The 26677-nt window shown below is 42.0% G+C and carries 27 protein-coding genes and 1 pseudogene; 25 read left to right on the forward strand and 3 right to left on the reverse strand.

The window, feature by feature from the left end:
* From QMF37_RS12785 to mdh, 14 genes and pseudogenes are all read left to right on the forward strand, one after another.
* Positions 1–118: pseudogene (locus QMF37_RS12785) on the forward strand (IS30 family transposase); the annotation flags it as partial.
* Positions 119–150: 32 nt separating this feature from the next.
* A complete protein-coding gene (gene eutH, locus QMF37_RS12790; RefSeq protein WP_283478440.1) occupies positions 151–1449 on the forward strand; it encodes an ethanolamine utilization protein EutH in 1299 nt (432 codons plus the stop codon).
* A 33-nt stretch (positions 1450–1482) separates the two neighbouring features.
* Positions 1483–1824, forward strand: a complete 342-nt coding sequence (eutS, locus tag QMF37_RS12795) for an ethanolamine utilization microcompartment protein EutS (RefSeq protein WP_283478441.1) — start codon at positions 1483–1485, stop codon at positions 1822–1824.
* 16 nt (positions 1825–1840) lie between these two features.
* Positions 1841–2350 (forward strand): EutP/PduV family microcompartment system protein, encoded by a 510-nt coding sequence (locus QMF37_RS12800; RefSeq protein ID WP_283478442.1) that lies wholly within the window; start codon positions 1841–1843, stop codon positions 2348–2350.
* 122 nt (positions 2351–2472) lie between these two features.
* Positions 2473–3921 (forward strand): ethanolamine ammonia-lyase reactivating factor EutA, encoded by a 1449-nt coding sequence (locus tag QMF37_RS12805; RefSeq protein ID WP_283478443.1) that lies wholly within the window; start codon positions 2473–2475, stop codon positions 3919–3921.
* Between the two features lie 15 nt (positions 3922–3936).
* Positions 3937–5301 carry an ethanolamine ammonia-lyase subunit EutB gene (locus QMF37_RS12810; RefSeq protein ID WP_283478444.1) on the forward strand — a complete coding sequence of 455 codons (1365 nt, stop codon included), beginning with the start codon at positions 3937–3939 and terminating at the stop codon, positions 5299–5301.
* Positions 5302–5313: 12 nt separating this feature from the next.
* Positions 5314–6297, forward strand: coding sequence for an ethanolamine ammonia-lyase subunit EutC (gene eutC / locus QMF37_RS12815; protein WP_283478445.1), 984 nt, complete (start codon positions 5314–5316; stop codon positions 6295–6297).
* A gap of 16 nt (positions 6298–6313) precedes the next feature.
* Positions 6314–6961, forward strand: a complete 648-nt coding sequence (eutL, locus tag QMF37_RS12820; RefSeq protein WP_283478446.1) for an ethanolamine utilization microcompartment protein EutL — start codon at positions 6314–6316, stop codon at positions 6959–6961.
* Between the two features lie 16 nt (positions 6962–6977).
* The gene (locus QMF37_RS12825) at positions 6978–8486 is read left to right on the forward strand and encodes an aldehyde dehydrogenase family protein (RefSeq protein WP_283478447.1); all 1509 of its coding nucleotides are present in this window, start codon (positions 6978–6980) and stop codon (positions 8484–8486) included.
* A 21-nt stretch (positions 8487–8507) separates the two neighbouring features.
* Entirely contained in the window at positions 8508–8795 is a 288-nt protein-coding gene (locus tag QMF37_RS12830) for a BMC domain-containing protein (RefSeq protein ID WP_283478448.1), read from the forward strand.
* Positions 8796–8828: 33 nt separating this feature from the next.
* Positions 8829–9695 carry a phosphate propanoyltransferase gene (pduL, locus tag QMF37_RS12835; protein ID WP_283478449.1) on the forward strand — a complete coding sequence of 289 codons (867 nt, stop codon included), beginning with the start codon at positions 8829–8831 and terminating at the stop codon, positions 9693–9695.
* A gap of 16 nt (positions 9696–9711) precedes the next feature.
* A complete protein-coding gene (locus tag QMF37_RS12840) occupies positions 9712–10014 on the forward strand; it encodes a EutN/CcmL family microcompartment protein (RefSeq protein ID WP_283478450.1) in 303 nt (100 codons plus the stop codon).
* Complete coding sequence (locus QMF37_RS12845) at positions 9989–10348, forward strand: BMC domain-containing protein (RefSeq protein ID WP_283478451.1); 360 nt, start codon at positions 9989–9991, stop codon at positions 10346–10348. The genes QMF37_RS12840 and QMF37_RS12845 overlap by 26 nt, the downstream gene beginning before the upstream one ends.
* A gap of 23 nt (positions 10349–10371) precedes the next feature.
* Positions 10372–11307, forward strand: coding sequence for a malate dehydrogenase (gene mdh / locus QMF37_RS12850; RefSeq protein ID WP_283478452.1), 936 nt, complete (start codon positions 10372–10374; stop codon positions 11305–11307).
* A gap of 456 nt (positions 11308–11763) precedes the next feature.
* Here the strand turns inward: mdh and QMF37_RS12855 are convergent, their stop codons facing one another.
* Positions 11764–12351, reverse strand: coding sequence for a CHRD domain-containing protein (locus tag QMF37_RS12855; RefSeq protein WP_283478453.1), 588 nt, complete (start codon positions 12349–12351; stop codon positions 11764–11766).
* 262 nt (positions 12352–12613) lie between these two features.
* On the opposite strand from QMF37_RS12855, the gene QMF37_RS12860 reads away from it, so the two are divergent.
* Positions 12614–13267, forward strand: coding sequence for a class D sortase (locus QMF37_RS12860; protein WP_283478454.1), 654 nt, complete (start codon positions 12614–12616; stop codon positions 13265–13267).
* A 217-nt stretch (positions 13268–13484) separates the two neighbouring features.
* Here the strand turns inward: QMF37_RS12860 and QMF37_RS12865 are convergent, their stop codons facing one another.
* On the reverse strand, positions 13485–14858 hold the full coding sequence (locus QMF37_RS12865) for an LA2681 family HEPN domain-containing protein (RefSeq protein ID WP_283478455.1): 1374 nt from the start codon (positions 14856–14858) through the stop codon (positions 13485–13487).
* A gap of 873 nt (positions 14859–15731) precedes the next feature.
* Between QMF37_RS12865 and QMF37_RS12870 the strand changes: the two genes are divergently transcribed.
* The 7 genes from QMF37_RS12870 (at position 15732) to lexA (ending at position 21933) form a co-directional block, all read left to right on the forward strand.
* Positions 15732–16379 (forward strand): nitroreductase family protein, encoded by a 648-nt coding sequence (locus tag QMF37_RS12870; RefSeq protein ID WP_283478456.1) that lies wholly within the window; start codon positions 15732–15734, stop codon positions 16377–16379.
* Between the two features lie 99 nt (positions 16380–16478).
* Positions 16479–16907 (forward strand): MarR family winged helix-turn-helix transcriptional regulator, encoded by a 429-nt coding sequence (locus tag QMF37_RS12875; protein WP_058384570.1) that lies wholly within the window; start codon positions 16479–16481, stop codon positions 16905–16907.
* Between the two features lie 38 nt (positions 16908–16945).
* Entirely contained in the window at positions 16946–17242 is a 297-nt protein-coding gene (locus QMF37_RS12880) for a putative quinol monooxygenase (protein ID WP_283478457.1), read from the forward strand.
* A gap of 281 nt (positions 17243–17523) precedes the next feature.
* The gene (locus tag QMF37_RS12885; RefSeq protein ID WP_071154259.1) at positions 17524–17823 is read left to right on the forward strand and encodes a putative quinol monooxygenase; all 300 of its coding nucleotides are present in this window, start codon (positions 17524–17526) and stop codon (positions 17821–17823) included.
* A 209-nt stretch (positions 17824–18032) separates the two neighbouring features.
* Positions 18033–18497 carry a VanZ family protein gene (locus QMF37_RS12890; RefSeq protein ID WP_078080640.1) on the forward strand — a complete coding sequence of 155 codons (465 nt, stop codon included), beginning with the start codon at positions 18033–18035 and terminating at the stop codon, positions 18495–18497.
* A 277-nt stretch (positions 18498–18774) separates the two neighbouring features.
* On the forward strand, positions 18775–19278 hold the full coding sequence (locus tag QMF37_RS12895) for a DUF6241 domain-containing protein (RefSeq protein ID WP_071154260.1): 504 nt from the start codon (positions 18775–18777) through the stop codon (positions 19276–19278).
* Between the two features lie 222 nt (positions 19279–19500).
* Positions 19501–21933 (forward strand): transcriptional repressor LexA, encoded by a 2433-nt coding sequence (gene lexA / locus QMF37_RS12900; RefSeq protein ID WP_283478458.1) that lies wholly within the window; start codon positions 19501–19503, stop codon positions 21931–21933.
* A 54-nt stretch (positions 21934–21987) separates the two neighbouring features.
* On the opposite strand, the gene QMF37_RS12905 is transcribed toward lexA, so the two are convergent.
* Positions 21988–22812 carry an aldo/keto reductase gene (locus QMF37_RS12905; protein WP_058384575.1) on the reverse strand — a complete coding sequence of 275 codons (825 nt, stop codon included), beginning with the start codon at positions 22810–22812 and terminating at the stop codon, positions 21988–21990.
* A 551-nt stretch (positions 22813–23363) separates the two neighbouring features.
* On the opposite strand from QMF37_RS12905, the gene QMF37_RS12910 reads away from it, so the two are divergent.
* From QMF37_RS12910 to QMF37_RS12920, 3 genes are all read left to right on the forward strand, one after another.
* Entirely contained in the window at positions 23364–23627 is a 264-nt protein-coding gene (locus tag QMF37_RS12910; RefSeq protein WP_071153330.1) for a hypothetical protein, read from the forward strand.
* Between the two features lie 163 nt (positions 23628–23790).
* Positions 23791–25527, forward strand: coding sequence for a DNA/RNA non-specific endonuclease (locus QMF37_RS12915; protein WP_283478459.1), 1737 nt, complete (start codon positions 23791–23793; stop codon positions 25525–25527).
* A gap of 2 nt (positions 25528–25529) precedes the next feature.
* Complete coding sequence (locus tag QMF37_RS12920) at positions 25530–26321, forward strand: ABC transporter ATP-binding protein (protein WP_283478484.1); 792 nt, start codon at positions 25530–25532, stop codon at positions 26319–26321.
* The last annotated feature ends 356 nt before the right edge of the window (positions 26322–26677 follow it).

The raw sequence follows: 26677 nt of genomic DNA on the forward strand, positions 1-26677 counted from the left end.
CATTTCCTCAGTGGCTGACAAACGGAATAACATCCCACGGAAGTCGCTGGATTATCGCACACCCTTGGAGGCATTTTTGAGTCACCTGAATGGAATGGGTCTGTCTAGCTTAAATTGACAAACGGAATATTATTAAAGGGGGATATAAAAATGGCGATGATTGGAACGGTAATAGTTTATATTATTATGATTTGTGCAGTATTAGGAGCTTTTGCAGCAATTAAAAACCCGGACGAAGGTATTGGAAGAGAGTTTATGTCAGGTTTACAAACAATCGGTCACATTTTTGTGCCGGCAGCAGGTATTATGGCCTCTATACCTTATTTAACTTGGTTTATTAACAAGTTCATTAGTCCAGCATTTCAAGCAATTGGTGCAGATCCCGCCATTGCAGCGACGTCTATCCTTGCGACAGATATGGGTGGGTATCAGTTAGCCGAAGCATTAAAAGTAACTAACGAAGGCTGGATCATGGCAATGATTGTTGGGTATATGGCGGGAGCGACAATCGTCTTCTCTATTCCAATGGGATTAGCTATGCTTGATAAACGAGACCATAAGTATATGGCACTGGGTATTATGTCTGGCGTATTAACGATTCCAATCGGAGCATTCCTTGCTTCGGTAATGGTCGTTCTATTCAATACAGAAATCCGTGATGTCATTAGTACAACAGCAGCATCGCCATATGAATTTGCTATAAGTTATGCACAAATTTTTGTCAATCTAACGCCACTTTTATTGTTTGTTATCTTAATCGCAGCAGGCTTGAAGTTCTTCCCACGAGCAATGGTCAGCGGATTTATGATTTTTGGGCGCGTGATGGATGCAGCAATCAAAATTGTTTTGGTCTTTTCTATTGTTGAAATTTTCACGGGCTTCTTTTCGATGGTATTTGGAGCTTGGGGATTTCATCCAATCATGGCAGACAAAGAAGATCAGTTCCGAGCACTTGAAACAGCTGGTTATATTGGAATTATGTTGGCCGGAGCATTTCCGATGGTTTACTTGTTGCGAAAATATGCATCTAAGCCACTTGAAGCCGCAGGACAAAAAATTGGGTTATCGTCTATTGGGAGTGCAGGCATCTTAGCAACAATGGCAAATATTTTAGCGATGTTTGCATTGGTAAGAGAAATGCCACCAAAAGACAAAGTAATTAATATCTCGTTCGCAGTTTGTGCTGCTTTTATGTTAGGTGATCATTTGTCTTTTACAGCGAATTTCCAACCCAACATTATTTTGCCGGTCATCATCGGTAAACTTGCAGCAGGCGTCATCGCTATCGGGTTTGCCTATTGGCTGTCTGTTCCTACTGCGCTTAAACTTGAAGCAAAAGATCGAGCTGATGGCGTCATTAGACCAGGAGAGTATTTAACAGTCGAAGAGAAAAAGAATGATAAACATGCTAAAAAAGTAGTGGAGAAGGAAGCTCCTGCTGAAATTTAATCATATATGTGTTAAGTAGGGAGGAGAATTTAAATGACAGAAGAAAAGAAAAGGTTCATCCAAGAGTTTGTACCAGGTAAACAATTAACGTTGAGTCACTTAATAGCTAATCCTGATCCGGATATGTTTGTGAAGCTCGGTATTCCCATTTCAGGTGCTTTGGGAATTATGACGTGCACGCCAAGTGAAACAGTTATTATTGCAGGAGACTTAGCAACAAAAGCGGCAAATGTCTCAATTGGTTTTTTAGATCGATTTACAGGAAGTCTTGTAATAGTAGGAAGTGTCTCTGAGGTCGATATGGCTATGCATGAAATCAATCGATTTTTGTCAGAAAGACTAGGCTATACTCCAGCGGCTATTACTAAATCGTAAGGACGTGTTAACCATTATGAAAAATAGAGCAATGCTTATTGGTTCAATCGGAGCAGGTAAATCTACTTTGACAAACGCGTTACTAGGGCGAGAAGTTGAAGCTTATAAGACTCAAACCTTAACTTATTACGATTGGATTGTAGATACTCCTGGAGAGTATACGGAAAATCCGCTCTTTTATAAGAGCATAATGGCTACAGCTCTAGAAGTTACACATGTCTTTTATCTGCAGGACGCGACGAATGGGAAGATGATTTTTCCACACGGTTTCAGTTCTGGAATTTCAAAACTGCCAGTAGGTGTTATTACGAAAAGTGATCATGTGGATGCCAATCTTCCTCGTTCTTTAGAGATGTTGCGTCAAGTGGTCACACATGGCCCTATTGTTATTTCTTCAGCGATTCAAAAAAAAGGTGTAAACCATTTGCAGAAAATTGTACAAATCAATAGCATGGAATTGATTGAGGAATATGTTGAAAACCATGTGGGAGATGACCTGCTGTTCAATAAAGTCCTTTACAAGTAACAAACAATTTGTTATATTCAAATTATTAAAATAATAGAAACGGCAAAGGCGCCTATACGACCCGAAGAATCTTAATCGGGTCTGTATGGGCGCCTTTATTTGTTTTCAAGCGAGGTGTGAGTGTGGCAGGTTTTTCTCCTAAAACGGAAAAAATCATTAGTGCAGGAATTGATATTGGCACGAGCACAACGAAACTAGTTATTAGTGAATTCTCATTAACAAACGTCGCAGGGAGCATGCATGTTCCAAGAATTGAAATAGTAGATAAGCAAGTTTTGTATAAAAGCCCGATTTTCAGTACGCCGTTAAAAGATCACGTTACGATCGACGTCGCAAAAGTAGTCGGTATCGTAAAGAGTGAGTATGAGCAGGCAGGAATTGTTCCTTCTCAAATTGAAACAGGCGCCGTCATCATCACAGGAGAAACGGCAACGAAAGACAACGCACGTGAAATGATCGATTATTTATCCAACGAAGCTGGAGAATTTTTAGTAGCAACAGCAGGTCCGGACCTAGAAGGAATTATCGCAGCTAAAGGTTCGGGAGCTTATGAATTTTCAGGAACTAACGACAAAGTAACCGCTAACATCGATATCGGTGGAGGAACCGCCAATATTGCCGTTTACAAATCCCAAGAACTTTTAGGAACCTGTACCTTACATATAGGAGGCAGACTTTTAGAGTTTCAGAATGGTCAGGTTAGTTCGATTTCGCCACCCATTCAAAAGCTCTTAACTGCCCATAACCAGCAATTGAGCATCGGGGATGATTGGCAGTCTCCGGCTGTCGATTTTGTTCTTACATTTATGGCCCAATACTTGAGTTCAATTCTTACTAGAGAAGCGACAGATGAAGAGGCATCCTTACTATTAGGGCATTTGCCAAACTGGCAAGAAGAAGTGGAAGTCATTTCATTTTCGGGTGGTATTTCGGAATGCATGTACCAGCATGAGTCGGTTCATAATGCACAAACCGAATACAGTGACATGGGTATGCAGTTGGCTGAAGTGCTGCAGAACGATGAGAGATTACAAGGGTTTACTTGGCTAGAACCTATTGAAACGGTTAGAGCAACCGTTTTAGGGGCGGGGATGCAAACGACTGAAATCAGTGGCGCGACGATTCAGGTTTCGCCAACAGATCTCCCCATGAAAAACGTCCCTGTTTATCATTTTTCATTCGATCAAAGTTTCCAAATCGGGGCAGAGCGTTTGGAAAAAAAGATAACTGAAGCTATTAATATGTTTGATGCTTATCACGAAGGGCAAAATTTCGCATTATACATTTCACAACTGCCGCACATGAGTTTTCGAGCAATCCAACAATTAGCGGCCGACATTATTCAAATGATGGAACGTCGTCCAAATCCAGATCTCCCAATAGTGCTGATTTTGCAAACCGATCACGCCAGAGTGTTAGGTCAAACCTTGATGGCTCTGAACGTCAGGCAAAGTGTTATTTGCATAGATCAAATTGTTGTTGAACACGGGGATTATATAGACATTGGAAGAGTTCTTGAATCCGGTGTCGTTCCAGTAGTAGTGAAAACTTTAACATTTCATTCGTCGTAAAGGAGGTACTGAACTTTGAACTTACAAGCAACTTTAGGTGGCATCAATTACACATTCCAAAATTTAAAAGAAGTTATGGCAAAGGCAAATGAAGAAAAGTCTGGTGACCGTTTAGCTGGTATTGCGGCTGAGACGGTACAAGAAAGAATTGCGGCCAAAACAGTAATTAGCAATCTACTAGTCAGCGACATTCGAAACAATCCATTAATTCCGATAGAAGAAGATGAAGTTTCCCGAATTATCGAAGGTGATATCAACGAAAGAATATATGCCGAGATCAAAAATTGGAGTATTGCTGAACTTCGAGAATATATTTTAAGCAACAAAGTAGGAGATCGTGAATTAAAACGAGTCAGCAGAGGCATGAATTCCGAAACAATAGCGGCAGTAACAAAACTGATGTCTAACTTGGATTTGGTTCAAGCTGCTGGCAAAGTGGAAATTTTAACGACCTGCAATATCACTATCGGGCAAAAAGGAACACTTTCTTCTCGATTACAGCCCAACCACCCAACAGACAGCGTGGGTGGGATGCTTGCCTCTTTAAAAGACGGCTTGTCATACGGTATAGGAGACGCTGTAATTGGCATTAACCCAGTCGACGACTCAGTCGAAAGCGTCAAACGCCTCTTGCACGCAACAAGTGATTTTATTAACGACTGGGAAATACCGACTCAAAACTGTGTACTGGCACACGTCACGACTCAGATGAAAGCAATTGAACAAGGAGCTCCTGCCGATATGATTTTCCAAAGTATTGCAGGAACTGAACAAGCAAACCGTTCTTTTGGGATATCAGCCGACTTGATTGCAGAGGCCAAAGATTTAGCGTTAAAACAGGGAACAAGTAGAGGGCCACAAGTCATGTATTTTGAAACAGGACAAGGTTCAGAACTATCAGCAGAAGCCCATTACGGCATTGACCAAGTGACGTTAGAAGCTCGAAACTACGGTTTTGCAAAACATTTTGATCCGTTTATCGTAAACACGGTAGTTGGTTTTATCGGGCCGGAATATTTATACAACAACAAACAAGTTATACGTGCAGGCCTAGAAGATCACTTTATGGGGAAAATGCACGGCATTCCAATGGGTGTAGATATTTGTTACACCAATCATATTAAAGCAGACCAAAATGACATTGAAGATTTGGGTGTGTTGTTATCAGCAGCAGGAGTAAACTTCATCATTGCGGCGCCAATGGGCGATGATGTCATGTTAAATTACCAGTCCATGAGCTTTCATGACGTCGCAACTTTGTTGCAAACATTCCAGAAAACACCGGCAAAAGAATATTTGAAATGGCTTGAAAAAATGGGGATCTATGAAAACGGTCGCTTGAGCGAACGTGCTGGTGATCCTACTATATTCATGCGTTAGGAGGTTAAATCTGTGAATGAACAACTTGTAGAACAAATCACAAAGATGGTCATTGAAAAGCTACAAACTACTAAAACAACTGCAGCTAAACCCACAAATAACAACGAAGAGATGCCCGTTAAATTATTTCAAAATGCTCCAACAGGTAGTTTGGTGTCAGAAAAAGAACCTGCAACAACAACTGTAGATGTGAAATTTGTTCAAACAGTCACTGAAAGCAAACAGCCAGTAGTAGAAAACGCAAAAAAGAAAGCGACTACAAATGATGAGACTCCAAGTGACGCTAAAAAAGAGGGGATATTAGAAGGTCTTCGTAAACAAACACCTGCACGAATCGTTGTTGGCAGAGCAGGAACGAGAGCAAAAACAGACACATGGTTGAAGTTTCGATTCGATCACGCAGCAGCTGTTGACGCAGTTTACGGAGAAGTGCCAAGTGAACTATTGGAACGACTAGGTTTTCTTCAATTACATTCGAAAGTTTTAGATAAAGAAGAATACATCAGAAGACCGGATCTTGGCAGAAGGCTATCAGATGAATCGATCGCCACGATAAAAGAAAAATGTAAACCTTCCGCTACGGTTCAAATTGTAGCTTCTAACGGATTGAGTGCTAAAGCAATTGAAGAAAATATGGAAGATGTTTACTTGTCGTTTGACCAATCATTGAAAAACGCAGGGATTGAAACGGGAACAACTTTTTATGTGGAAAATGGACGAGTTGCTTTGATGGATGAAATAGGAGAAATTCTACAACCGGATGTCGTCGTGATTCTAATTGGAGAACGGCCAGGGCTTGTTTCTGCCGAATCATTAAGCGCCTACATTTGTTATAAGCCCCGTCTGGGAACGATTGAAGCAGAGCGTATGGTCGTGTCGAATATCCATAAAGGTGGGATTCCACCTGTTGAAGCAGGTGCCTATTTGGCTACGGTTATTCAAAAAATACTGAAATACGAAGCAAGCGGGGTTTCATTAGTTAAAAAAGAAGGATGAGAGGTGTATAGATTTAGTGAAAAAAATTCATGCGGAAATTTTATCTATGCAACTAATTTCAAATGTGGATCCAACGCTTGCTGAGAAATTCAACTTGCAACCGCATCATCGCAGTCTAGGTTTGTTTACAGCAACCATCGATGACATCGGCTATACAGCAGCTGACGAAGCGACAAAAGCATCGAACGTTGAAGTGGTCTACGCTAAAAGTTTTTATGCCGGAGCAGCTCATGCTTCAGGCCCCCTTTCTGGCGAGTTTATCGGAATTATTGCCGGTCCTTCTCCAGAAGAAGTGAAAAGTGGTCTCGATTCGATCAAGATAACGATTGAAACTAATGCTTATTTTGAAGCTGTACATGATAATCCTGACCATGCATTTTATGCACATACAATTTCCAGCTGTGGAAGTTACTTGGCTGAATTAGCAAAGGTATCACCAGGAACGTCATTGGCTTACTTGATCGCCTCACCTATAGAGGCAATCACTGGTTTGGATGCTGCTTTAAAAGCAGCCGATGTACAAATATGCGAGTTATTCAGCCCACCATCTGAAACGAATTTTGGAGGCGCATTGTTGAGTGGCAGTCATTCTTCTTGTCAGGCAGCAGCAGATGCCTTCAGAAGATCGGTGCAGAAAACAGCTGGAAAACCGATGGATTACTGAGAAAGGAGAAATTATAATGACTGTAACTTTAGATGCCGATTTACTGGCTCTTCAAGAAATGCGCACTGCTGTAACAAATGCAAAAGAAGCACAATTACGATTTATGGACTTTACGCAAGAACAAGTGGATCGCATTGTTAAAGCAGTAGCGGACGCCGCATACGAAAAATCTGGGGAGCTTGGCGAGTTAGCTGTAAAAGAAACCGGTATGGGCATCGCCGCTCATAAAAAGATAAAAAATGAAGTGGGATCAAAAGCCGTTTATGAAAGCATAAAAGACTTGAAAACAGTCGGAATTGTCGGCGAAGACAAGGTCAATAAAGTAGTTGAAATTGCTGCACCTTTTGGCGTTATTGCCGCAATCATTCCAACAACAAATCCAACATCTACAGCTTTTTTCAAAACATTAATTGCTTTGAAAACGCGTAACGCGATTGTGGTCAGTCCGCATCCTTATGCGATCCAATGCACAAATGAGGCATTAAAGGTATGTAACAAAGCTGCAGTAGCGGCGGGTGCTCCTGAAGGACTGATTCAATGTTTGACAATGTCTTCTATGGAAGCAACACAACAATTAATGAAACATCATGACATTGATTTGATTGTGGCAACTGGTGGTGGTGGGTTGGTCAAAGCTGCGTACAGCTCAGGAAAACCTGCTTACGGAGTAGGACCAGGAAATGTGCCTGTGTATATTGAACGAACTGCGAAAATTGAAAAGGCTGTTGAAAATATCATCAATAGCAAGTCCTTCGATTACGGAACCATTTGTGCAACTGAACAAGCTATGGTCGTAGATCGAAATGTACTCGAGCTAGTAAAAAGAGAACTCAAAAAAAATGATGCTTATATTTTAAACGATGAAGAAAAAGCATTGATGGAAAAAGTAATATCACCCATTCCTGGCAAGGTCAATCCTAAAATTGTTGGGAAAAGCCCTCAATTGATTGCGCAATTAGCGGGTATTCATTTACCCGAAGGAACACGGGTGATTATTGGTCTCGAAATCGAAGTCGGCAAAAATGTACCGTTCTCACTTGAAAAATTGTCACCAATCTTTGCTATGTATGTAGCTTCTGATGTAGCGCATGCAAAAGAGTTGTGTCTATCTTTACTAAATCTTGGAGGCAGAGGTCATTCGTTATCGATTCATACCGAAACCGATGCAATTGCCCGGGAGTTTGCACTTGAAATGCCTGTATCTCGTATTTTAGTCAATACGATGTCATCTATTGGAGCAGTTGGTGGAACGACTGGCTTAATGCCTTCGATGACGTTAGGCTGTGGAACGTTTGGAGGCAATATCACTTCAGATAACTTGACCGCTAAACATTTGCTGAATAGTAAACGAATGGCTTACGGGATTAAAGAAGTGCTGCTTCCAAAGCATACGGAAACACCAAAACAAACCGAAGAAGCTCAAGTTGTATCGAACGTTATTCAAAAAATGGGTTCAAATGATGAAGTCGATCCTGAAATGGTGAAAGACTTAGTCAGTGAAATAATAAAGCAATTATCTAAATAAATTTACTAGGAGGAATTGGATATGAATAGAGAAGGTACAGCATTAGGAATGGTAGAAACAAAAGGGTTAGTAGGAGCTATAGAAGCAGCAGATGCGATGGTTAAAGCAGCAAGTGTAAATCTTGTCGGCAAAGTTCACGTCGGTGGCGGAATCGTTACCGTGTTGGTACGCGGAGATGTAGGAGCAGTGAAAGCAGCAACAGATGCAGGAGCAGCAGCGGCACAGCGAGTAGGAGAACTATTGTCTGTACACGTAATCCCAAGACCACACAACGAATTAGAAATGATTTTACCTAAGTCAGAAAACTAAGAAGATGCTGGTTAAAGGAAAGGAGGTTTTACTGTGAATCAGCAATTGATTGAAAGAATTGTAGGGGAAATTCTAGCGAAATTAAATTTATCAGAAACGGAGTCAGCGACGACTCTTCCTACCAATGCGTTTCCAATAGATGTTTCGGCTCGCCATATCCATTTGTCTCAAGAACATCTGGAAGTATTGTTTGGCAAAGGATATGAATTAACAAAAAAAATCGACTTATCCCAGCCGAATCAATTCGCTGCTAATGAAACAGTAGTAATTGCTGGACCAAAAGGAAGTATTGAACGCGTACGCGTGTTAGGTCCTGCACGTGCATTAACTCAAGTAGAAGTTAGTTTCACAGACGCATTTAAATTAGGTGTTAAAGCGCCTATTCGAGAATCAGGTGATGTTGCAGGTTCCGCTGCATTTACAGTCATTGGACCAAAAGGCAGCCTCAATTTGGAAGAAGGTTTGATTGTTGCTCAAGCTCATATTCATATGGAACCCAAAGATGCTGCGCGTTTGAATGTTTCTAATAATGAGTTCGTCAATGTTGAAGTGGATGGTAACAGACCTATCACCTTTAGAAAAGTAAAAATCCGCGTGTCAGATCGTTATCGTTTAGAAATGCATATTGATACCGATGAAGCCAATGCAGGTTTTATTGGGAAAGGTGTAATCGGTCGAATTATCCGATCTGGAGAAGAGTCTTCACCGACAGATGCGAGAGAAGAAATTCGCGAAATACTGGTCAATAAACAGTATTTGTTTAAAAAAAAACTCCTCTCGAAGGATGACCTTAGAGAAATAGAGGAATCTGAGATATTAATTGAAAAAGGGACAATCGTAACGGCACTTGCGTATGATGTTGCGAGAGAACTTGGCAAATCTATTCTTGTTAGACAATAGAAAAAGGTGATTAGCTATGCGGATAGGAAAAGTGATTGGAAATGTTTGGGCCACCCGAAAAGAGGACGGACTACAAGGTCTTCGGTTGCTCGTCATTCAGCCAATAGATACAAAAGGCAACTCCATCAGAACAGAATTTGTAGCTGCTGACCGACTTGGCGCAGGCGTTGGAGATCACGTTTTAGTAACAAGTGGTGGATCATCTCGTTATATTGATAAAGATAACCCAATACCGATAGACGCAGTCATTATCGGTATTATCGATTCAACTGAGGTAAAGAGAGGTGAATATGATGAGTCAAGCAATAGGAATGATTGAAACAAAAGGTCTGATTGGTGCAATTGAAGCTGCAGACGCAATGATCAAAGCAGCAAATGTAAAATTGATTAAACAAGAGTTTATTGATGGTGGAATTGTAACCATTATTGTTCAAGGGGATGTAGGCGCAATTCAGGCTGCAGTAGATGCTGGACGAGAAGCTGCAAAACGAGTAGGCGAATTATTGGGAGCACATGTCATTCCAAGACCGGATGAATCAGTTTACACGATGATTGATCCCCTTGATTATGACGCATACCAAGAGCAACAGACACAACAAGCAAAGCCTGTCCCACCGCCCAAAATAGAAAGAGCAAAGAAAACCGATTCTTAATGGTTGTGAAAGGGTGATTAGACATGGCTTTTCGAAGAAATAAGATTGCGATTATTGGTGCTGGATTTACAGGTGCAACAGCAGCACTGATGATGGCTCAAAAATCTTTGGGAGATATCGTCTTGCTGGATATTCCGGAACAGGAAAATCCAGTTAAAGGAAAAGCACTTGATTTACTTCAAACAGGACCTGTACAAGGATTCAATTCGAAAATTTCAGGCACTGTCGATTATCAAGACATTAAAGATGCGGATTTGGTCATCATCACTGCCGGCATCGCTAGAAAACCTGGGATGAGTAGAGATGATTTGGTAAATACCAATGCGAAAATCATGAGAACGGTGTCGGAAAATGTGAAGCGATATGCTCCAGAAAGCACAATTTTAATTTTGAGTAATCCTGTTGATGCGATGACCTATGTCTGCTATAAAGCGACAGGATTCCCTAAAAATAGAATAATAGGACAATCAGGAGTACTCGATACAGCAAGATTCAATACCTTCGTAGCAGAGGAATTAAACATTTCTGTCGAGGATATCACAGGCTTTGTTTTAGGTGGGCATGGTGATGACATGGTTCCGCTTATTCGGTATTCATATGCCGGTGGTATTCCGTTAGAAAAAATTATTTCTGCTGAGCGTTTAGCTGCCATTGTAGAGAGAACGCGAAAAGGTGGCGGCGAAATTGTAGGGTTGCTTGGAACGGGTAGTGCTTATTACGCGCCTGCAGCGTCTTTAGTAGAGATGGCTGAGTCTATTATTCGCGATAAGAAAAGGATTTTGCCATCCATTGCTTATTTAGAAGGAGAGTATGGCTACCAGGAATTGTGCTTGGGCGTACCAACCATTATTGGAGGCAATGGGATAGAAAGTATTATAGAAATCCCATTAACAACTGAAGAAAAAGATGCACTGGAGAAGTCAGCAGCGTCTGTTCGTAAAGTTATAAAAAACCTATAATGCGCCTAATGGTCTTTTGTAAGAGTATGAAGTAGAATCCTATTCTCCGTACATAGAGATAGTTGTGAGAATAATTTTTCGAATAAAAACGACTCCTAGAATTTACTAGATTCTAGGAGTCGTTTTTTAATTTTCTTTTATCGCGAGTAGTGGTTTTGCTACAAGCTTATGATTTTAGCGGTACAGAAGAACTGGCATAGTTGGAGGGGAACCGAGTGTCTACTAACATTTTGGGTGATATTGTAATTGATGTTTTAAGTTTTTGCGGGTAATTATAGAAAGAAAATTACTGAAATCACAATGTGAGGAATTATTTATGTGTTGTGAGGACTTATGTAAAGGTTTTGGAATTCCAGTGAGATAACAATTCAAAAAATTTAACAACAGAAAAAAGCTGAACTTGTCTCATAGATGAATGACCGCCCAAGTAGGAGTTCAGCTTTTTAGAGAAATCGCTTATGCCGTTTTCTTCTGATTTCTACCGAAGAGCACCAGTCCGCCCATCAACGCCATCAGTACTCCAATCATCGTGTAAAGCGGTCCGTTTGTAGCGGTTGTCGGCATTTCGTCTCCAGCCATTTCAACTTGACCGCGAATTTCGCCATCCGGATATTCTTCTGTATGAAGATTGACATAAATGTCACCCGCGACCATCGCTTTCGTAAAGTCTTCCCAACTCATATCTCCGGCAAGATCAGCTTCGGTCAACGTACCCGTCGCGACTTCTCCGTTATAATCCATAGGCGCGTCATTTTGAAACAGCATGATTTCTACAGGTCCGTCTTCTCCCGTAGCGCCACTGTGGAAATGCCCTGCCATCGCGTCGTCCAACTCATTGGCATTGACCGTGAAATCCAAGGACATGCCATCTTCGCTAAACACGATGCTCGCGTCTCCCGTAGCATCGCTTTCGACTTCCATGGTTTCTTGCTCAGGCGTCAATTCCGCCATGAATTCCTGCCCTTCATGAGCCGCAAAAACCGATCCCGCAAATCCTCCGACGGCCAATACTGAAACTAACGGTAAAGCTATGCGTTTTTTCATACATCAGTCTCCTTCTTGCAAATTTCGCCAGTAGGCGATAACATATTATACAATAAAAAAATCTTAATTGATTGAATTTTCTGAACAAAAGATTACGAGCTACTGGAATAAAACCTTAATTTACCAATTGGGAAGCAATTAAACAAGCCAGAAGTGCAAGAAGCTTTTCTGCGTTTATCATTTCTTTTATTGATAAAAGACTTTGGATCTTGTTAATCAACACAAATGAATAGTGTTCGAGTAAGTGAATAGGAGTGAAAAAATGAGAAGGAGAATAGGCGTCATACTCATAGTGATGGGCTTGCTGTTCGCTGTTTGGAATGGCTATAAGTGGCTTTTTGACACGTCTTCTGGCCAGCGAGTAATCGGTGACAACGATATCGCACAAGCTGATAAATTCGATAGCGTCGATGTTCCGGCAAAAGTTCTTGTTGAAAAAGAAGCTTCGGAACAGCTTAAAAAATCGGTAGAGCCCAAACAACGAACGTATGAAGAATACGATCGCGGTGATGACATCGGTTGGTTGCTGATTCCTTCTCTTGGTAAAAAGTACCCGGTCTATTGGGGAACAGATGACGACACCCTAACGCAAGGAGTCGGATACCATGTGGGCAACTTTACTGTGCCGCCGGATGGTCAGCGCCACACCGTTTTATCCGGTCACAGAGACACGGTTTTTCGCGAACTTGGTGATTTAAAAGAGGGCGACAGCCTGTTTGTGCAATTTGAAGGCATGCAATACGAATACAAAATAACGCAGAGTTGGATCACGGCTGCAGAAGACCGCACAGTGATTGTGACAAAAGATGAACCGGTACTAACACTGACCACTTGTTATCCGTTTAATTTCCTAGGGGCGGCTCCTGATCGTTATATTATCGAAGCACCACTTGTGAATATAACGGAGATGGATTGATAGAGAAATACTCTTTAGAAAAGGGAAGTTGTTTTATTCCTTTTTTTTGTTTTGAAGAAGTATTAAGCGCATATTTGGGTTAAAAAGGTGAACACCCGGATTAACAATACAAGCTCTTTAACCAACAAGCCAATCGACTGTCGATAGCGTTTACACGGAAAGTTCAACCCAAAAAGCGTCTCGGGAGATCAACTAAATCTCCCGAGACGCTTTTTGATTATTTTTTCTCGATTCCAAGTGCAAAGCCGAGATACATCAATGCATTGCGCGCTTTAAACGCCGTCGTCATCGACAGGCGTTCGAGTTCAGCTTGCGTCATTTGATGTTTACGCAATTCACCCGTTTGTGCGACTTCTTCTTTTTTAGTAATAACGTCAACAAAGCTACGTTCCATTTGGTCGCGTAACAACAGGGCACGAACGGTCGCAATGTTTTGAACCTTGGATTGCTCGTAGCCAAATAGTTCCTTGCTGTGCCAGAATAACGCTTTTAGTGCACCGTTTTTAGTGTCGCGAATAAACGGCTTGAGCGGATTTTTTGGGTCTTCATCTTCAAACCATATGCGTTGCATACCCGCACGCGAATTTTTCATGTCGAGCTCGTAGTACGAACTGATAAACTGCGCCATTTTTGAAAACAGTGAAAAAGCCTGACGGTAGACGGTTTTTAATTGTTCGTTGCGTTCTGAACTTGGCTCTTGCTCGAGTGCTTCGAATAGATTCCAGCGCAGCACGGTAAATTCCGAAACCATGGAGTCCATAAATGTTTCAAGGAACAGTCCACGTTCTTTGTCATCGGCTTTTTTATGACGGTAGTTTAAGGTATCGACTTTCATGGTGCCTTTCGGATCGATTTCATTGTTATCATTCAGCAGCAACCGGTGTTCTGCACACCAATCACGGTACTCCCGCTCACGGCCGTCAAAAAAGTTCGGCTTGTAATTGCCGGTTAAGTCGATCGGTCCGATGTCCTCTAGCATTTTGACAGCCAGTTTCAATCGGTCTGCGTATAACGCACGGCCGTTAACATTGGTGATTTTCTCCAGGCCGTCACGCAGCAAGTCGCGCGACAGGTGAAGCGCCTCGGCTTTTTGTTCTTTGCCCCGTAGAAAAGTGGAATAAAACAATAACCCCCAGCCGCGCTCCGCATCTTGACGTTCGTAAGACGCATCATTCTCTGCCTCAGTCATTTGTTCGAGTACATGGAGCCCGTCAAGTGAGCGGCCGATGTAAATCAAGGCTTCTGCGTAATTCAAGCAGATTTGATTCCATATGGTGGGGGGGACTTTGCCACGGAACTGGGCATAGACACTTTCAAATAAAAACAACTGACGCTGTTTCATCGGGCTGTTCCAGTCTTTTTGCAGCTGGTGTTGAACACCGAGCTGACTTGTTTCCAGTAAAATGGCAAGCGGATAAGCAGCTTGTCCATCTAAACGTTTTTTCAAATGATCGATGACGTTTTGCAGTTTTTCCGGTTCGTTACGTGATTTTTGAAATTCCTGCAGCAAGTGTTGAGCCGCTTGGTACACTTCTTTCAATTCAAACTGCCCGTAATCATCTGACTGGGCAATCTCATGTAATGTCGACATAGAAATTCCTCCTTGGATCGGTGCTTCTGTTCTTATTGTATCGAAGAGCGGGCGCCTGGTCACCCATTTGTCCGAATTTTTGGGGATTGCGTTTAACGAAGTCGCATTAGTGGAGATTCCGCACGGTCGTGGGAAATATGCGCGGTCGGATGGGGCTTATGCACGCTCACAGAGAAATACGCACGCTCATGGAAAAATATGCACGCTCACGGAAAAATACGCACGCTCAAGAAGAAGTACGTACACTCACAGAGAAATACGCACGCTCACGGAAAAATACGCACGCTCACAGAGAAATACGCACGCTCAAGAAGAAATATGCACGCTCACGGAAAAATACGCACGCTCAGGAAGAAATACGCACGCACAAGAAGAAATACGCACGCACAAGAAGAAGTACGCACGCTCAAGAAGAAATATGCACGCTCAAGAAGAAGTGCGTACGCTCAAAAAGAAATACGCACGCTCAAGAAGAAGTACGTATACTCACAGAGAAATACGCACGCTCACAGAGAAATACGCACGTTCACCAAAAAAAGCCTGCGTCAGAAAGAATCTGTCGCAGGCTTACTGTTTTCAAGCAAGAGCTGATAATGCATATAATCGAAAAAATGAGCTGTTATTGAAATTCCCATTTTAAGACCTTGTGGTGGCATAATTATAGCACCTTGTCTGTCTATTTTAAGGGACTGACTACTGGCACCCACACAATACCCAAACAACTCCCCAAAAAATACCCGCATCAAAGCCAGGCGGTTCAAAGTAGTTGCAAATCTCTTTTTTTCGTATTATATTAAATGAGGAGTCAAACGTTGAGGAGTCAATCATTGATGCATCATACAATAATACACACGAAAAAGGAGCACGTCTAACATGCAAACTACGCAAACGTATCAAAAAACAAATGATTTTAATGACATTTTATCGAATCGTCGTTCGATTAAACAATACGACCCATCGGTGAAAATCAGCCGTGAAGAAATGAGCCAAATCATTGAACAGGCATCAACAGCACCGTCATCTATTAATATGCAGCCTTGGCGTTTTGTGGTCATTGACAGCGAAGAAGGAAAAGCGAAAATCGCACCACTGGCTTCATTTAACTTGGATAAAGTAATGAGCTCATCTGCTGTAATCGCTGTTTTTGCAGACCGCAAAAATATTGAATACGCGGAAGACATTTATGGCAAAGCGGTTGAACTGGGCTATATGCCTGAAGAAGTTAAACAAGCACAACTGGATTATTTCAAACCGGCTTACGAAAACGCACCTGACGATCAAATGAAAGACATTATTATGCTTGATGCAGGTCTTGTGTCCATGCAATTGATGTTAGTGGCACGTGCTCACGGATATGGTACGAACCCAATTGGTGGCTATGACAAAGAAAACATCGCAGAAGCTTTGGATATGGATAAAGATCGCTATGTTCCGGTAATGTTGATAACAATCGGGAAAGCATTAAATGAAGGATTCCCATCGTACCGTTTGCCTGTTGACACGACTACGCAATGGAAATAAGTTGAAAACCGATTGATTTTAGCTTATGTTTGAGAATAGGTCAATGAATAGTGGACACTGCTATAAATTGATCTTGGAAATTACGTAGGAGGTCAATTTATGCCATGTTCGTTTTCAAAACAAGAGCAAGTTTTACAGTTAGTTAAAGGCCTCAACAATCAAATCAGTCCTAAATTTGAACGCTGTACAGGCATTAGTGCATCGCGCTATGAATTGCTTTATCAGCTTTATAAAACAGCAGAAATCAACCAGTCCACATTGCAAAAAGCCGTGAACATCGACGGTGCTGCCATTACGCGTCACTTAAAACAGCTTGAAGCAGACGGCATGGTAACAAGACGTAGAAATCCTGCGGACAATCGCGTGATTTTTGTCAGTTTGACTCAACAAGGACGCGAGCAAATTGTCGGCTACCGAAAAGAAAATGTCGGCTTTGTCACGCAAATGCTGAACGACTTCACAACGGAAGAAGTCGACACACTGTCAGACATGCTGACGCGCATGCAACACAACATTATCGACTACTGATTTTTTTCAGTAACTACACTTAAAAAGGATGGATCCCATTGATTATTATTCACGCGAACTTACAAGTAAGAGCAGACCAAGAACAAGCATTTCTAGAAGCCAGCAAAGCACTGGTTCAAGCTTCAAGAACAGAAGAAGGCAACATCAGCTACGAATTAAAAAAATCAACTGAACAAGACCAGCACTACACAATGGTTGAAGTTTGGAAAGATCTACAAGCAACTGAAGTTCATAACAAGAGTGAACATTTCACAGCCTTTACGCAACAAGCACCAGGCTTCATGGCTGCACCAATGGACCTACACGTATTCAGCGGCGAGGCTGTAAAAGCGTAAGAATTTTGAAAATGAATAAGCAATTTCAGAAAAAGAGCAGCCTCGGCTGCTCTTTTTTTTTTAAGAACACGATAGTGGCTCATATGAGCAAAAAGATTTATAATAGATTAAATGTTCAGTTTATTTCGGAGGGGAAATAGCATCAAGTAATAAAACTGACTAACAATCGTGTAGTCTTTAGTCGTTTGAATAGAAGGGAAAGCCTAGTGGCTGCTCAAAGACTTCAAGCTACTTGAAAAAAGTTAATGTTGCTTCAAAATAGAGTGAAAGGATGGATACTCATGATTATTAATTATGTCCATTTGCACCTACAGCCAGACCAAGAACACGTATTTCTAAAAGCGAGCAAGCTACTTATTCAAGCATCAAGAGCTGAAGCTGGCAACGTAAGCTACGATTTATTGAAATCTACTGAGCAAGATTTTCGCTACCACGTAGTCGAAATTTGGAGAGATGCACAAACTTTTGAAACGCATATTGCTACCGAGCATTTGGCGACTTTCCTTCAACAAGCACCCAGCTTTCTTGCTGCACCAATGGACATGCATGCTTTCGATGGACAACCTTTAAATCTACAATAAAACTTAGTTCTCGTTCTTTAAACGACTACACGCGATGGGTAGACATCTCAAAAAGTGGCTCTGGCCACTTTTTTACATATCCACAAACTTGCACTAGTTATTTAAAATCAACCGACATATAATAAGCTTAGAGAATCTGCAGGAATTTTTATGTCATATATAGTGAACCGCTAGTCTACACAAAAAAGGGGTTCGAAGGGAAGAATGTTTTGAAAACTAAGTACATACCGGTTGTCCTGTGGGGCTTTTGCATCCTGTTGGCTACCAATAACTACAACTTCCAAGCCTTGTTGTTCGCACAAGAAATAGACTTCCATATTCGTTTACTTCCCGATTTCTCGGATTTGTTCATCACGAGCGACATCCAGTTAGACAGTAAAACGTATGTGTTTCAAAAAATAGGCCATGCGTTGTCTTTCGGTATTCTTTTTCTTTTGCTAGCCAAAACAATTGGAAGCAATGCGAAAGCCATCGTGTTCTGTAGCTTGTTCGCTTATTTCACGGAATTCCTGCAGTTGTTTTTCCTGCGAAGTGGAAGAATCTCCGACGTTTTGATCGACATCGGCGGTATTTATTTGGCTTATCGTTTGACTGGTTATGTCGAATCACAAGGAGGGCTATCTGCTGTTTTCGGAAAAATAGCAGATAGTTTTATAGATGACAAGTCACGCTAAAACGAGATATCTCTTAAAAAAAGAGAATCATTGAAACCTATCCGCTGTGTCGCTTCTTAAAATCTTCCACATGTTAAGCCTGATTCAATAAATCGAAAAAAGCTCCTTCACAAGGGCTTTTTTTCTTTAGCTATGGAGAAACGAACAAACCCTCGTTACTCGAGTTTATTCAATTGCCAAACAATGGTTGAAAACTGTCGAACTGTGCTACATAATAAAAAATAGGAGTATAGTCACGACCGGAACAAATAAGGAATAGAGTAAGGAGTTGCAAAAAATGAAATTAATTTTGAAAACAATCGCAGTAAGCGTCGCGGTATTGGCATTAGTAGCAGCTGGAGGGTATTACTTTATCACGCAGCAGTCCTCTGGCGGCAAAGAAATTCAGCAAGTCGCTGAGAAAATCGAGAAGCGCCAAAGTCAATCGACTGAAAAAGCGGGCAGTAAAGACAGCCAAGCGGACATGGAAGAAAGAGAAGTGCAGATTCACCTCCATCAAATGACGCATCAAAAAGTCGTCGATAAGGAAAAAAACGGTGCTGTCGAAATGACACCTGAAAATATTGAAGGCCTACTAACAATCATAAACGCCAATAAACACTATTATGAGAATGGCGATTACTACGAACAAACCTTAATTTCTTGGCAGCAAGATGATTTTTCCACTATTGTGAGTGCTCATAATACGGTTTGGAGTTGGTACAGTGGCACCGCGGGTAGAGCAACAGGGCGACTGAGTGCAGAGGAAGAACAACAGTTTATTGAGAAGAATTTTAGGTAATCGGAATTTACAACCATACCTCTAAAAATAATCGCAATCAATTGGAGAGGAACTTACCTATACGAAGAAAATGCTGTTCCTTAATTATATTGGGGACAGCATTTTTTTCAACACGATGACGAATCAAGAGATAGCGATTATTTGACTTGAAATAGTTTTTGCTATTATGATTCAATATTCTTATAATATAGGTAGAAGTTGTAAAATCGAGGAGGTAGTGTTGTGAAGCTGAATATGGAACAACGTCGCATTGTTGAACTAGAACCATCAGGACCCATGCTCGTAAAAGGGGTAGCGGGATCAGGCAAGACGACCGTTGCGATTCGAAGAATCCATTTTTTGATGGATCATTATTGTCACGAAGAAAATGATAAAATTCTACTAGTTACTTACAACAAAACCTTACTTTATTATATTAAGCATCAGTATGAGCGTATGGCTGAAAAAGAACTGCAAGAAGCCGAACGTTTTTTCTCATCCGATGCAGAAGTAGAAATAACAACGATTGATCGCTTGATGTATAAAGAGTTTAGGAAATATCAAAAACGTATGGGCAAAAAGCTTGAAATCGCTCCTAATGATCAAATTCACAAACTAATGGTGCAAGCCATACATGAAGTGAAAAAAGCGTACCCTGAAGTTAAACTACTGTTGCCAAAAAACAGTAAATTCCTATTAGACGAAATAGAATGGATCCATTCTTGCTCAATGGTGAATCTTGAGACGTATCAATCGGTAGATCGAATTGGCCGTGCTTCAGGAAACAGTGGAACGCCGCAAAAATTATTGAAAAATTCGCAAACACGTGAAGCTATTTATGAGGTCATGACAGTGTTTGGTCAATTGCTTGAAAGAGCAGGACTGACAACATTCAAACAAATGAACCTCTATGCGTTAGCAGAATTACGCTTGGGTGCTGCTGGACGATACACGCATATTATTATTGACGAAAGTCAGGATTTAACGCGTGTTCAGCTGGAGTTTCTAAAAGAGTTATACAAAGAAAAGGAATATTCTTCGCTCATGTTTGTTGCAGATAACACGCAAAGCATTTATCCACAGTCTTGGCTCGGGAAAGGACGTCCGTTTACGACCATTGGCTTTGATATGAGCGGGAAATCACGTACATTGAGCAAGAATTACCGAACGACAACGGAAATTTCGACAGCGGCTTTCAATTTGATTGAAGCGGATGAAAGCATCCAGTCGAATGTCGATTTTGTGAAACCGGCATTGATTGATCGCCACGGGCATCCGCCGATTTATCGATTCTTTTTAACGCCTCAACAGCAGGTCCATTTTCTAGCAGAGGAAATCGCATTGCTAAAAAATGATTACGCCTTATCCGAGATATGCATTGTGGCGCGAGGAAAGCGAAATATTGAAAGTGCAGCTATCGATTTAGAGCAGGTTGGCATCCCATGTGAAATTTTGCAAAGTAACGATCCAGATTTTGAATCCGATAAAGTAAAACTCGTAACAATGCATTCGATTAAAGGGTTGGAATTCAAGGTGATTTTCCTAATCGATTTAAACAGTGGATTGATTCCACAGGATTTGTATGCAGATGCTGAAGATCAAAAAACAGTCGAATCAGATGAGCGAAAATTGCTGTATGTGGGCATGACACGAGCAAACGAGCTTCTGTATATGTCTTCAGTAAAAAAACCATCTAGCTTTGTTAAAGAAATTCAACGAAATCATTTACGAATGAAAAAAGATGCGTCTCTCCGGCCATTTGAATCAATCAGTATGACAGAATACCAGATGACGGATCGACTTGTTGATATCCATGCGAAAGAAGAAATTACTCGTCAATGGCTCATCCGAGAGTTGCACGAGACGTATGGCTATCCGTATGAACTGATGGAACTGGAATTTCCTGTTCAGCAGTTTTCCAGAAAAGGGTATTGTGACATTGCGGTACAGGTTTACACAGGAGAAGAAGCAAGGCCTTATATTCTTGCAGAAGTCAAACGTTTTGGCAGCGGAATCGAAGACGCCATCAAGCAGCTGACAAGTTATATGGAAGCCGATAGTCGCGCTTTTTACGGCATTGCGACCGATGGGCTCGAAGTCAAAATAATCGATCGAAAAGGTGAAGAAGTACAAGATTTGCCGAAATGCCGTGCCCAATTCTTACCAGATACGAAAAGTCGGCGTATCTATAAGAATCTTAAAAATGGCAGACAATACAATTATGCAGAAGATCATGATTCGCCAGGACAAATTGAAGTAAGTGAAGCTGGGCAAGAAGTGCTCACGCAAGTACATGAAACTGTGGCAGTCCCACTGATTGGGAACGTTGCGGCTGGCTTGCCAATTTTAGCGACTGAATCCTACGAAACATTTCATACGTTGCCACGTGAATGGCTAGTATCTCCAACTGAAACGTTTTCATTAACGGTGACAGGAGACAGCATGAACGGCGCTGGCATCGACAAAGGAGACGTCGTCTTTGTTCATCAGCAAAATAATGCTGCTAACGGCGACATCGTTATAGCCGTTATCGATGGCGAAGCGACCATGAAAAAATACATGCCAATGGGCAGTGAAATCATCCTGGTGTCCGAAAATCCAAGCTATGAACCAATTATTATGCGAAGTGAAGATGTCTTCATTAACGGCAGAGTGATCGGTGTACTAAAACAATAAGCAGCAAGCATAAAAAAAGCCGCCTCTTCAATCGCTGAAGAGGCGGCTTTCTAGTTAACGGCTATTCATTTCATTGGGATGCGGACCATTGCGACGTTCTTTGTTTAACGCGTCGATCGCCGCCATTTCGTCTTCTGTTAATTCGAAATCAAACACATCAAAGTTTTCTTCAATGCGCGATGGAGTAACAGATTTCGGAATGGCGATGGTGTTGTTCTGCAAATGCCAGCGCAACACAACTTGAGCGGGTGATTTGTCTTTTGACTCCGCAATGTTGACTACGGTAGGATCCTTCAGCACATCGCCCCCTTGTTCAAGCGGACTCCAAGCTTCTAAGAAAATATCATGCTTGGCACAAAATTCTTTTAAGTCCTTTTGCGCCAAGTAGGGATGACACTCCACTTGGTTCAACACGGGTGGAACGTCGCACTCGTCCAGCAGTCGCTGCAAATGCTCAATTTCAAAATTACAAACGCCAATTGCTTTTACACGGCCATCGTTATACAACTTTTCTAATGCTTTATACGTTTCAACATAATGATCAAACTCCGGAGTCGGCCAGTGAATCAAGTATAAATCCACATAATCAAGACCCAGACGCTCTAAACTTTCATCGAATGCACGCAAGGTATTGTCGTATCCTTGATCGCTGTTCCACACTTTGGTCGTGATAAACAAGTCTTCGCGCGGCACCTTGGTGTCTTTTAAGGCGTTCCCCACACCGATTTCATTTGTATAAATCATGGCAGTATCAATTGACGTATAACCCGTCTCTAATGCTTTCGCAACAACTTTTGTTGCCTCGTCATTTTCTACTTGCCAAACACCAAAGCCTAGCTGTGGCATTTTCAATCCATTATTCAATGTAATAAAATCCATTGTGCATAGCCCCTTTTTATGTAGATTCCGTTGCAGTAACTACATACCCGAAGCTTCGGAAAGCTAAGCATCCCAGTTAACAGAAAGCGCCCTGGCGCTTTCCTGAACTTGGGCATTCTAAAGGTTTTTATGGGAGGAATTGGTCATACTGTCGGATTGAGAGCAAATACTGTCCAAATTAGAAAAATACTGTCCAAAAAGCGCCCTATACTGTCCGTATCGCCAAAATACTGTCCGCTCAACGATACAAGCAATCCAGCAACAAGCAAGTCTAGCATCTCAGCTAGCGGAAAGCGCGAACGCGCGCTTTCCATGGGCTTGCATCGCTAATTCTTTCGTTTTTTTGGGGTAATCTGGGAATACTGTCCGGATCAGTTGAAATACTGTCGGATTTGACGCGAATACTGTCCGTTCAAGCCGGAATACTGTCCAAATCTAAAAATACTGTCCAACCCCAAATCTAACACCTCAATTCCACTTTCTCTAAAAAAGAGTATCTCTTTGCACACCGGGTAAAGTACAAGCAACTACACATTCAGGAGGAATGCACGATGACAAATAATTCACAACACAAGAAAGACGATCACGACTCCACGTTTGATAAAATCGTCGAGAAAACAAGCGAGATGCTGAGTGGTAGCGATGAAGGCTGGGAGTCTGACGGTCAGAACGGCAGCCGTGAAGTCGGCGAAGAACATCAACCGACGCCGGACGAAAGCACAGGAGATGTTCCGACAGAAGACAAAGTGGTTCGTGATTCGAAAACGGGTGAGAAGACTGTGATTAAGAATGACAATAAAAAATGGACACGTTAACTAGACTTGAAAACCCGCTCCATCCAATGGAACGGGTTTTCTCTATTCACATGTGATAAACTTTTTATAAAGTAAAATAATAGAATATTTAATTTTATTTAGAAAATAGAACTAGTAAGCACAAATCATAATTTCTTTAGGAATCGGAAGGAGCTGGAGGAAGATGACTGACAAAATGGAAAAAATTCAACAAGAAGCGTTGCAACGCTATTTGAAATTCGAAAAAGAGCGGGAAACAGCAAGCTTTGCTGCGGCGTCGACAGAGAAAATGATGACGCGGTCGAGTATTATCAATCATCACGACAATTTGGCGATTGAACGCATTATCAACAAAAGCGACTTGTTTCCGATTGCGCATTTACAGGCGGGACTCGACGTTAGTAAAGCAGTATGCCGCATCGCCATTCGTGGCAAAAACGGACAGCTTGAAGGCTACGGTACGGGATTTCTTGTGTCGCCGAATTTATTGCTGACAAACAATCATGTACTGGAAACGGCAGAATCAGCGATGTATGCAGTGGCTGAATTTAATTATCAAGACGATGTCCATTTTATGCCGCTTGAAATCATTAGTTTTAGACTGGATCCTCGCCTGTTTTTCATCACTAATGAAGCGCTTGATTTTACGCTGGTTGCAGTGGAACCGAATAATTCAAACGCGGTACCGTTGTCGAATTTCGGCTATTTGCCGCTGCTGCCAAAGCCAGGGAAAATTCTTGAAGGTGAGTACGTCACCATCATCCAACATCCAAACGGGGGGCCAAAAGCAATTACCATTCGTGAAAACGAAGTCAAGTTCATTTCTTCTGATTTTGTTCAGTATGTCAGCGACACAGAACCCGGTTCGTCTGGCTCACCTGTTTTTAATGATCAGTGGATGGTCGTCTCGCTGCACCACGCCGGAATTCCCGACCCGAACGACAACAACGTCTGGATTGCCAATGAAGGCATTCGCATCAGTTCGATTATTCAACATCTCAGTGACAAGCGGGGCGGAATAGAAAACGAGGAGTCGCGTAAACTACTAGATCAGTTGCTTTCAGTGGTTATGCCGGGATCAACGGCCACACCGATGGAAGTAGGGGTGTTGGACGCCGATTGGTACGCTGGTGCAACAGGTTATAACCCCGCATTTTTAGGCGAAAGATTCACTGTAGCGTTGCCTGGTCTAAGTGACGCCATGCTAGCAGACGTAGCAAAAACGACAGATGGTAAGCTCGAACTGGATTATACGCATTTCTCGATTGCGATGAGTCAGTCGCGGCGTCTTGCTTTTTTCACAGCCGTTAACATCGATGGCAATCAACTCGTAGACGTCAAACGAAGCAGCGACCGCTGGTATTTTGATCCACGTATTGATGAATCGTATCAACTCGGCAATAATTTTTACCAATCAAATGATATTGACCGTGGCCATTTGGTGCGTCGACGCGATCCAAACTGGGGCATTGATGCCGTAAAAGCCAATGAGCACACGTTCCATTTTACCAATAGCTCTCCGCAGCATAAAAATTTCAATCAAAAAGTATGGCTTGATTTAGAAGATTACCTGCTCGATAATGCGCGCGATCACGACATGAAAGTGTCGATTTTTACAGGACCGGTGTTCCGTGACAGCGACCGGATTTACCGCGGTGCAAAAATTCCAAGCCAGTTTTGGAAAGTGGCTGTAATAGTGAAAGACGATACAGAGCTATCAGCAACGGCTTATGTGCAAACACAAGAAGATTTGATTGGCGGTAATTTGGAATTTGTCTACGGAAAATTCGAAACGTATCAAGTGCCGATCGAACAAATTGAAAAGCTGACTGGACTGAATTTTGGTGAGCTGCAAAAAGCTGATCCACTAGCAGCGGGGCAAGTAGCTTTAGTCCAGAGCCGTGAGGACATTCGTTTATGAAAATGATGGTGGAACTCGAAGGCGTAACGCGTCGCAGAGATGACAAACTGCTGTTGGACGGAGTAGATTGGCAAGTCCAACAAGGCGAGCACTGGGTGTTATACGGCTTGAACGGTGCCGGTAAAACCTCGCTATTGGATTTAATCAATGCCTATTTTTTCCCGACACAAGGAAAAGTCACCGTGCTCGGCCTAGAGTTCGGTAAGACTTATCTGGCGGAAAAATTGCGCAGCCGAATTGGTTTTGTGTCAGCGTCTGTTCAGCAAAAGTTGCCGACTCATGATAATGCTTACGAAGTGGTGTTGAGCGGAGCGTTTGCTTCACTTGGTCTTTACCAGGAAACGACAGAAGCAATCGATCAACAAGGTGTCGATATTCTCCACGAACTCGGCTGCCTTGAGTATGCCAATCGACATTATCACTCGCTGTCGCAAGGTGAAAAGCAACGCGTGCTAATTGGTCGCGCGTTAATGGCGAATCCTGAGTTACTCATTCTCGATGAGCCAACTGCCGGACTCGGTTTTATCGCACGTGAAGAACTGCTTGAGTCGATCGCGGCCATCGCTAAAAAACCAAATGGCCCGACCATCATTTACGTTACGCATCATATAGAAGAAATTTTACCGGAATTTAATAAAATCCTGTTGCTTAAAGCGGGCCGCGTCTTCGCTTCTGGAGATACCCAAAAACTCGTCACCAGTGAACAACTTAGCGCATTTTTTGAACTGCCGGTAAACGTCATGTGGAATGATGGACGTCCTTTGCTATCAAAAGCCAGAAGTAACAACGACTGAATGGCTAAGGGCAGGGTTCCAAGCCAAACTGCTTGGAACCGACCAATACATGCGTTCGGCGTCAAGATTTTAGCGGAAAGCGCAGTGCGCTTTCCTTTTTTTAGGTAATATGGATGGGGTTTGAGGCTTTGGACAGTAATGCACTCGATCTGGACAGTATTTTCGTTTATTGGACAGTATTTGGAGCGAATCGGACAGTATTTTACTCGAATCGGACAGTATATCCATTTAACTGGGGAAAAACGATCAACATGAAAAAAATGTTCGAAATCATAACGTCTAACTAGGTAAATGGCAATTCCTTCTTGCCATGGTGAACATATCGAGTTTGCTAGACGCTACCCGTTATAAAGACC

The organism is Planococcus sp. S3-L1 (assembly GCF_030063085.1).
Lineage (GTDB): Bacteria > Bacillota > Bacilli > Bacillales_A > Planococcaceae > Planococcus > Planococcus kocurii.